Raw genomic sequence first — 8,311 nt, forward strand, 5'->3', positions numbered from 1 at the left:
CACGCGCACTGACTTGCAACCTTCAGATACTGGCAAGTATCATAATTATCAAATTAAGATACTGTCAAGTACCGGAATTTACATGACTGAAAGAACACAAGGCCGACGCGGCCGCCCCGCAAACGAAGCGCTTGGTCAAACGATAGTCGAGGCCGCGACCGAACTCTTTGTGGAATTGGGCTTTAAAGCGACAACCATGGACAAGGTTGCCCAGCGAGCGAAGATATCCAAGCTAAGCATCTATCGGCACTTCGAGGATAAAGAGGCGCTGTTCAGCGCAGCCATCGCGGCCCACTGCCATCAATTTTCACCTCAGGCCCTCATTGAAGGCATGGATGGTTCGCCCGAAGATCAGCTCGTCACGGTGGGATCGTCCCTGCTGCGCACGTTGCTGAGCCCGGATGTCCGTAGCGTCGAAGCCATGATCATGGCCGACAAGACGAATCAAAAGTCGTTAAGCAAGCTCCACTACGAAGCCGGTACCGCCTTTGTCATCGCCCAAATCGAATCCTTGCTGCGTCAGTTGCATGCGAAGGCGATTCTGAACGTACCCGACCCTCTCCGATCTGCCCGTTTGTTTTCCGCACTTATCAAAGGCTCTGACCTTCTGACAGTCGCGCGTTTCGATGAGGCGAAGGCAGAGGACGACAACGAAATCGAATCCTACTGCCGATCAGCCGTCGCCATGTTCATCGCCGCGCATGGTGGCCGCGATCAGGCGAGCGTATAAGCACTCGACTCGGGGGGGAGTTCATGGGCATAGGCATGTAATGCGGCTAAAGCACAATCCGTTGTTGGATCAGCATTTAAGATTTTGCTTCCAGATCCAATGGTGCTTTAAGCATTTGAAACCTAGTAGCACGCCAATAGCATGCATAAAAAAACCGGCCTAAGCCGGTTTCTTTATACAGCGCTGCGGGATCACTCCCACTCAATCGTCGCCGGCGGCTTGCTCGATACGTCGTAGGTGACGCGGGAGATACCGTCGATTTCATTGATGATGCGACCGGACACGGTTTCCAGCAGTTCGTACGGCAGGTGTGCCCAACGAGCGGTCATGAAGTCGATGGTTTCCACCGCACGCAGGGCCACGACCCAGGCGTAACGACGGCCGTCGCCGACCACGCCAACCGATTTCACCGGCTGGAACACCACGAACGCCTGGCTGACCTTGTGGTACCAGTCGGCCTTGCGCAGCTCTTCGATGAAGATGTGGTCGGCGCGACGCAGCAGGTCGGCGTATTCCTTCTTCACTTCACCGAGGATCCGCACGCCCAGGCCCGGGCCCGGGAACGGGTGGCGGTAGACCATGTCGTACGGCAGGCCCAGTTCCAGGCCGAGGCGACGCACTTCGTCCTTGAACAGTTCGCGCAGCGGCTCGACCAGCTTGAGGTTCATCTCTTCCGGCAGGCCACCGACGTTGTGGTGGGACTTGATTACGTGGGCCTTGCCGCTCTTGGCGCCGGCCGACTCGATCACGTCGGGGTAGATGGTGCCCTGGGCCAGGTACTTGATGTTGTCCAGCTTGCAGGACTCGGCATCGAACACGTCGATGAAGGTACGGCCGATGATCTTGCGCTTCTTCTCCGGGTCGGACTCGCCGGCCAGGTTGTTCAGGAACTGCTCTTCGGCGTTGGCGCGGATCACCTTGACGCCCATGTTCTCGGCGAACATGGCCATCACTTGCTCGCCTTCGTGCAGGCGCAGCAGGCCGTTGTCGACGAAGACGCAGGTCAGCTGGTCGCCAATGGCCTTGTGCAGCAGCGCGGCGACCACCGAGGAATCCACACCGCCGGACAGGCCCAGCAGCACGTTGTCGGTGCCGACCTGGGCGCGCACCTGGGCGATGGCGTCTTCAGCGATCTTCGACGGGGTCCACAGGGCTTCGCACTCGCAGATGTCGAGGATGAAGCGCGACAGGATGCGACCGCCCTGCTTGGTGTGGGTCACTTCCGGGTGGAACTGCACGCCATAGTAGCGGCGATCATCGTTGAACATGCCGGCAATCGGGCAGCTCGGGGTGCTGGCCAGGATGTGGAAGTCTTCCGGCATCCGGGTGACCTTGTCACCGTGGCTCATCCACACGTCCAGGCCGTACAGGCCGTCGGCGTCGACATGGTCTTCGATGCCGTCCAGCAGGCGGCTCTTGCCGACGACGTCGACACGGGCATAACCGAACTCACGCAGGTCCGAACCTTCGACCTTACCACCGAGCTGTTCAGCCATGGTCTGCATACCGTAGCAGATGCCGAAGACCGGCACGCCCAGGTCAAACACGGCTTGCGGGCAGCGCGGGCTGTTGGCTTCGTGCACGGACTCGGGGCCGCCGGCGAGGATGACGCCTTTGGGCGCGAATTCGCGAATCGCTTCGTCATCCATGTCGAACGGATGCAATTCGCAATACACGCCGATTTCACGCACGCGGCGGGCGATCAGCTGGGTGTACTGGGAACCGAAGTCGAGGATCAGGATGCGGTGAGCGTGAATGTCGAGGGCCATGACTCATTCTCATGTAGTGAATCAGAAACAACTCGGGGCTGAATGAACAGCCCCGGTGATTAACGTTTTGCTGGAAGCCTTAACCTACGCGGTAGTTCGGCGCTTCCTTGGTGATCTGCACGTCGTGGACATGGGACTCGGCCATGCCGGCGCCGGTGATGCGCACGAACTCAGGCTTGGTGCGCATCTCTTCGACGTTGGCGCTGCCGGTGTAGCCCATGGAAGAACGCAGGCCGCCCATCAGTTGATGGATGATGGCGCTCAGGGTGCCCTTGTACGGCACGCGACCTTCGATGCCTTCCGGCACCAGCTTCTCGGCACCCGCGGAGGAGTCCTGGAAATAACGGTCGGAAGAACCCTGGGCCTGGGACATGGCGCCCAGCGAACCCATGCCGCGATAAGCCTTGTAGCTACGGCCCTGGAACAGTTCGATCTCGCCCGGCGCTTCTTCGGTACCGGCGAACATCGAACCCATCATCACGCAGTAGGCACCGGCAACGATGGCCTTGGACAGGTCACCGGAGAAGCGGATACCACCGTCGGCGATCAACGGAACGCCAGTGCCTTCAAGGGCGGCGGCGACGTTGGCGATGGCGCTGATCTGCGGCACGCCGACACCGGCGACGATGCGGGTGGTGCAGATCGAGCCTGGGCCGATACCGACCTTGACGGCGTCGGCACCCGCGTCGGCCAAGGCCTTGGCGGCAGCGCCAGTGGCGATGTTGCCGCCGATCACCTGCACTTCAGGGAAGTTCTGCTTGACCCAGCGAACGCGGTCGATCACACCTTTGGAATGACCGTGGGCGGTGTCGACGACAACGACGTCCACGCCGGCACTGACCAGCGCGGCAACGCGGTCACCGGTGTCCTTGCCAGTACCGACCGCCGCGCCTACGCGCAGACGACCCTGGTCGTCCTTGCTGGCCAGCGGGTAGGCCTTGGCTTTTTCAATGTCGTTGACGGTCATCATGCCCTTGAGGGCGAATTTGTCGTCGACGATCAGCACGCGCTCGATGCGGTGCTTGTGCAGCAGTTCGCGGACTTCGTCCTTGCTGGTGCCTTCCTTGACCGTGACCAGGCGCTCTTTGGGCGTCATCACTTGACGAACGGTAGCATCCAGACGGTTTTCGAAACGCACGTCGCGGGAGGTGACGATACCGACCAGGTCGCCATCGTGCAGCACCGGAACACCGGAGATGTTGTGCATGCGGGTCAGTTCGAACAGATCGCGAACCGTGGCGTCAGCCTCGATGGTGATCGGGTCCTTGACCACGCCAGCCTCGAACCGCTTGACCTTGCGCACTTCGGCGGCCTGCTGCTCGATGGTCATGTTCTTGTGGATGATACCGATACCGCCTTCCTGGGCCATGGCAATGGCCAGACGGGCTTCGGTCACGGTGTCCATGGCGGCGGAAACCAACGGAATATTCAGTTCGATGCCACGGGTGAGACGGGTTTTGAGACTGACTTCGTTAGGCAGCACCTCGGAATAACCGGGCACTAGGAGAATGTCGTCGAAGGTCAAGGCTTCTTGGCTGATACGCAGCATCGCGGGGGCTCCCGAGCGGGAAAATGGAAGCGCGCCATTATACTCATGCACCCTGCCCGGCTCAATGTAAAACTCTGTCTATTATTGACGGGCTGATTGATGGGCTAAAAGAGCCGCACTCCGATCCAAACATAACCTCTGTGGCGAGGGAGCTTGCTCCCGCTCGGTCGTTCCGACGCCTCGGGGGCAGCAACTGCCAAAAAAGCCGGGGCCGCTTCGCAGCCCAGCGGGAGCAAGCTCCCTCGCCACAGGGGCGGTGTAGGCTCTTACAACTCCACCTTCACCCAGCTCACAGGCTGGTCCAGCCAATCGGCGAACTCATCGAGAAAATCCTGCTTGAACCCGGCCTCGAGCCAGTTGTTGAAGATGAACCCCAGGTTCGAAAAGGCGCAGGGTTGCAGGAACAGGAAGCCGTTGATGTCGTCTTCATGCCCGCATTCAGGGCAAGTGAAGTTGTCGGTGCGCGCCGGCATCCAGTCTTCCAGGCTTTCGAACAGCGCTTCGCCGACTTCCTTGCGGCACTCGGCACAACCGGCTTCTTCGAGAAAGCCCTTGGCCGGTGTATAGATGCAGCGCTTGGTGATGATTTCCAGGCCATTGACCGGTTCGCCGAAGGGCAGCACGTCGGGATGCATCACCACCTCGCGGGCGCCCGGGGCGATGGCATGGGCCATGCGATTGCCAGTGCGCCCGCAGGTGGTCAGCTGTTCTTCGACGATGTTCTTGCGCACCAGCCAGCGCACGATCGCCCGCGCCCGTGGCTCATGGACCGGCAAGGTGGAGATTTTCGGGACGATGATGCTTTGCGAATTCATGGCGAGCCTGGGTATTTCCATACGGAGCGGTTAAAGGCCGGCAGCTTAATCCCTGGCCGAACCAGGTCAAGCACTCAGGTAGCGTCCGATCAAGGCAATGCCGCTGGCGAGCACCAGCCAGGTGACCAGACGCACGAACGCCTCGCGGGACAACCGCATGGTCAGGCGGCGTCCCACCCACAACCCCAGCGCCATGGCCGGCAACAAACACAGCGCCAGTACCAGCAAGGGTAGCTCGGCATACACACCCGCGATGACGAACAGGCTCAAGCGCACCACCGTGCTGCAACTGATTAGCGCACTTTGCGTGGCCCGGGCCGGGTCCTTGGACAAACGGCTATTGAGGTAGATCGCATATAAAAAGCCACCACTGCCGAACAACGCGCCGAACATTCCGCCCACCGTGCCCATGGGAATCGCCCACAACGCCGACAACTGGGTAGGACGGGTCTTTATCCACAGGCTGTAGATCGCGTAGGCGCTGATGAACAGGCCCATCAACAACAGCAGCAGGTCGGACTTGAGATTGAGCAGGAAAATCACCCCCAGGGTGCAGCCCACCGCCATGCACGGCAGCAACCGCAGCAACTCGGGTCGGGAGACATCCTTACGCGACGGCAGCAAGTTGCCGAAGGCTGCGACAAAATCCAGCAAGACCAACAACGGGACGATTTTCGACAGAGGCATGAACAGCAACAAAATCGGCGCCGCCACCAACGCCGTACCAAACCCGGCGATGCCGAACACAATGTAGGCCAGGGTGATGGCCAAGCCGATCACCAGCCAATCCGTTGGCGCAAATGCCCATTGGCCCAACCACGACAAAAGATCCATCCGACACGTCCTTGATGAGAAAAGCGGCGACTTTAGCCAGAACCTGAGGAATACATCCAGCATTTGTGGCGACAGAACTATTGCCTTCGCGAGCAAGCCCGCTCCAACAGGTACAACATCAATCTTGAGATCGCTGATATCCCCCTGTGGGAGCGGGCTTGCTCGCGAAGGGGACGACTCGGTCTGACAGGAAGCTCAAAGGAGGAATTGACAGCACACATGGAGATTCAGCCACAAATGCCCTTATCATGCCGCCCATGATTAAAGATCCCTTTGCCCGACTGGGCCTGGACCGCGAGGTCCTGACTGTCAGCCAGCTCAACGGCCGTGCGCGGGTGTTGCTCGAAGACGTGTTCAGCAACATCTGGGTCGAGGGAGAGATTTCCAACCTCGCCCGGCCCGCCTCTGGCCACGTCTATTTCACCCTCAAGGACAGCGGCGCCCAGGTGCGTTGCGCGCTGTTCCGGCAGAACGCCGCGCGGGTGCGCCAGGCCTTGAAGGATGGGTTGGCGGTGAAGGTGCGCGGCAAGGTCTCGCTGTTCGAGGGCCGTGGCGATTATCAATTGATCCTCGACACCGTGGAGCCGGCGGGTGATGGCGCGCTGCGCCTGGCGTTCGATGCCCTGAAGGAAAAACTCAGCGCCGAAGGCCTGTTCAGCGCCGAGCGCAAGGTGCCGCTGCCGGCTCACCCACAACGCATCGGCATCATCAGCTCGCCCACCGGCGCGGTGATTCGCGACATCATCAGCGTGTTTCGCCGCCGCGCGCCGCAGATTGCCCTGACCCTGATTCCCACCGCCGTGCAAGGCCGCGAAGCCACCGCGCAAATCGTCCGCGCCTTGAAACTGGCCGACGCCCGCGGGTTCGATGCGCTGATCCTGGCGCGGGGCGGCGGTTCGCTGGAAGACTTGTGGTGCTTCAATGAAGAAGCCGTGGCCCGGGCGGTGGACGCCTGCGTCACGCCAATCGTCAGCGCGGTGGGCCATGAAACCGACGTGTCCATCAGTGATTTTGTCGCCGACGTACGCGCCCCGACCCCGTCCGCCGCCGCCGAATTGCTGGCACCGGACGCCGGAGACCTGGTGCGCCGGGTCGAAAGCCTGCACCGCCGGCTGGTGATGCGCATGCGCGACCGCCTGATGCGCGATCAACTGCGTCTTGAAGGCCTCACCCGACGCCTGCGCCACCCTGGTGAACGCTTGCGCCAACAGGCCCAGCGCCTCGACGATCTGGACATGCGCCTGCGCCGGGCCTTCGAGCGCAGCCTCAATACCCGTCGCGAACGGCTGATACGTTTGGAAACCCGCCTGGCCGGGCAACACCCGGGGCGGCAACTGGCCTTGCTGCGCCAGCGCCTGGACAGCCTGGCCGAACGCCTGCCCCGGGCCATGCGCGAAGGCCTGAAAACCCGCCGCGTGCAATTGCACAACCAAATGCAGACCCTGCACATCGTCAGCCCCCTGGCGACCCTCGGCCGGGGCTACAGCATCTTGCTGGACGAACGTGGCCAGGCGATCCGCGGTGCCGGGCAAACCCAGACCGGCCAGCGCCTGACCGCCAAGCTCGGCGAAGGCGAACTGCTGGTACGGGTCGAAGACAACCACCTGACGCCGGTCACCCTTTCTTTACTGGATTGATTCATGCCGCGATTTTTCGCTTCGTTGCTCTTGCTGTGCCTGACCCTCAACGCCCATGCCGACAGCTACATCACCCGCCTGTTGAACAAACCAGTGCCCGGCGGCGTGGCCGTGGTGGACCTGGGCAGTGCCGCCCAGGCGCCGAAAGCCAGCTACCAGGGCAAACCGGTGCTGGTGGTCAAGGAGCAGTCGAACTGGCTGGCGATTGTCGGCATCCCGCTGACAGTCCAGCCTGGCACCCAGCAGATCAGCAGTGGCGGCACCACGCACCCGTTCGTGGTCGGATACAAGAAATACCCCGAGCAACACATCACCCTGGCGAACAAGCGCCAGGTCAACCCGGACCCGGCGGACCTGAAGCGCATCGACGCCGAGCTGGCCGTGCAACTGAAGGCCTATCGCAGTTTCAGCCCGAACACGCCGAGTAACCTGTTGCTGGACAAACCGGTCAGCGGACCGCTGTCGAGCAAGTTCGGCGTACGCCGCTTCTTCAACGGCGAAGAACGCAACCCCCACGCCGGCCTGGACTTCGCCGTTCCTGCCGGCACGCCGATCAAGACGCCGGCAGCGGGCAAGGTGATCCTCACCGGTAATTACTTCTTCAATGGCAACACCGTGTTCGTCGACCACGGACAGGGCTTCATCAGCATGTTCTGCCACATGTCGAAGATCGACGTGAAGGTCGGCCAGCAACTGGCCCGGGGCACCGTGGTCGGCAAAGTCGGTTCCACCGGCCGGGCGACCGGACCACACATGCACTGGAACATCAGCCTGAACGATGCGCGGGTGGATCCGGCGATATTCATCGGGGCTTTCCAGCCCTGAGAATTTGCGGTGGGGCGGCCGGCCTCTTCGCGAGCAAGCCCGCTCCCACAGATACAGCGTTGATTTTGAGATCGCCATCATTCCCCTGTGGGAGCGGGCTTGAACTGGTCAAGTAATTCTGGACACCAGTTAAGGTTTCACGAGGCCAGTTT

The 8,311-nt window shown here is 61.3% G+C and carries 7 protein-coding genes; 3 read left to right on the plus strand and 4 right to left on the minus strand.

What is annotated here, in order from left to right; all coding sequences use genetic code 11:
• Positions 1–82 precede the first annotated feature (82 nt).
• Complete coding sequence (locus ACODSJ_RS13065; protein ID WP_489102117.1) at positions 83–730, plus strand: TetR/AcrR family transcriptional regulator; 648 nt, start codon at positions 83–85, stop codon at positions 728–730.
• Positions 731–921: 191 nt separating this feature from the next.
• Here ACODSJ_RS13065 and guaA read toward each other — a convergent pair whose 3' ends face one another.
• From guaA to ACODSJ_RS13085, 4 genes are all read right to left on the minus strand, one after another.
• Positions 922–2,499, minus strand: a complete 1,578-nt coding sequence (gene guaA, locus ACODSJ_RS13070) for a glutamine-hydrolyzing GMP synthase (RefSeq protein ID WP_489102118.1) — start codon at positions 2,497–2,499, stop codon at positions 922–924.
• 79 nt (positions 2,500–2,578) lie between these two features.
• The gene (gene guaB, locus ACODSJ_RS13075; RefSeq protein WP_489102119.1) at positions 2,579–4,048 is read right to left on the minus strand and encodes an IMP dehydrogenase; all 1,470 of its coding nucleotides are present in this window, start codon (positions 4,046–4,048) and stop codon (positions 2,579–2,581) included.
• Positions 4,049–4,314: 266 nt separating this feature from the next.
• Entirely contained in the window at positions 4,315–4,863 is a 549-nt protein-coding gene (locus ACODSJ_RS13080; RefSeq protein WP_489102120.1) for a sugar ABC transporter ATPase, read from the minus strand.
• Between the two features lie 66 nt (positions 4,864–4,929).
• Complete coding sequence (locus ACODSJ_RS13085; RefSeq protein ID WP_489102121.1) at positions 4,930–5,697, minus strand: sulfite exporter TauE/SafE family protein; 768 nt, start codon at positions 5,695–5,697, stop codon at positions 4,930–4,932.
• Positions 5,698–5,954: 257 nt separating this feature from the next.
• Here ACODSJ_RS13085 and xseA point away from each other — a divergent pair, with 257 nt between their 5' ends.
• On the plus strand, positions 5,955–7,334 hold the full coding sequence (xseA, locus tag ACODSJ_RS13090) for an exodeoxyribonuclease VII large subunit (RefSeq protein ID WP_489102122.1): 1,380 nt from the start codon (positions 5,955–5,957) through the stop codon (positions 7,332–7,334).
• Positions 7,335–7,337: 3 nt separating this feature from the next.
• On the plus strand, positions 7,338–8,159 hold the full coding sequence (locus tag ACODSJ_RS13095; protein WP_489102123.1) for a peptidoglycan DD-metalloendopeptidase family protein: 822 nt from the start codon (positions 7,338–7,340) through the stop codon (positions 8,157–8,159).
• Positions 8,160–8,311: the final 152 nt, after the last annotated feature.

Source organism: Pseudomonas sp. FG6 (assembly GCF_057809015.1).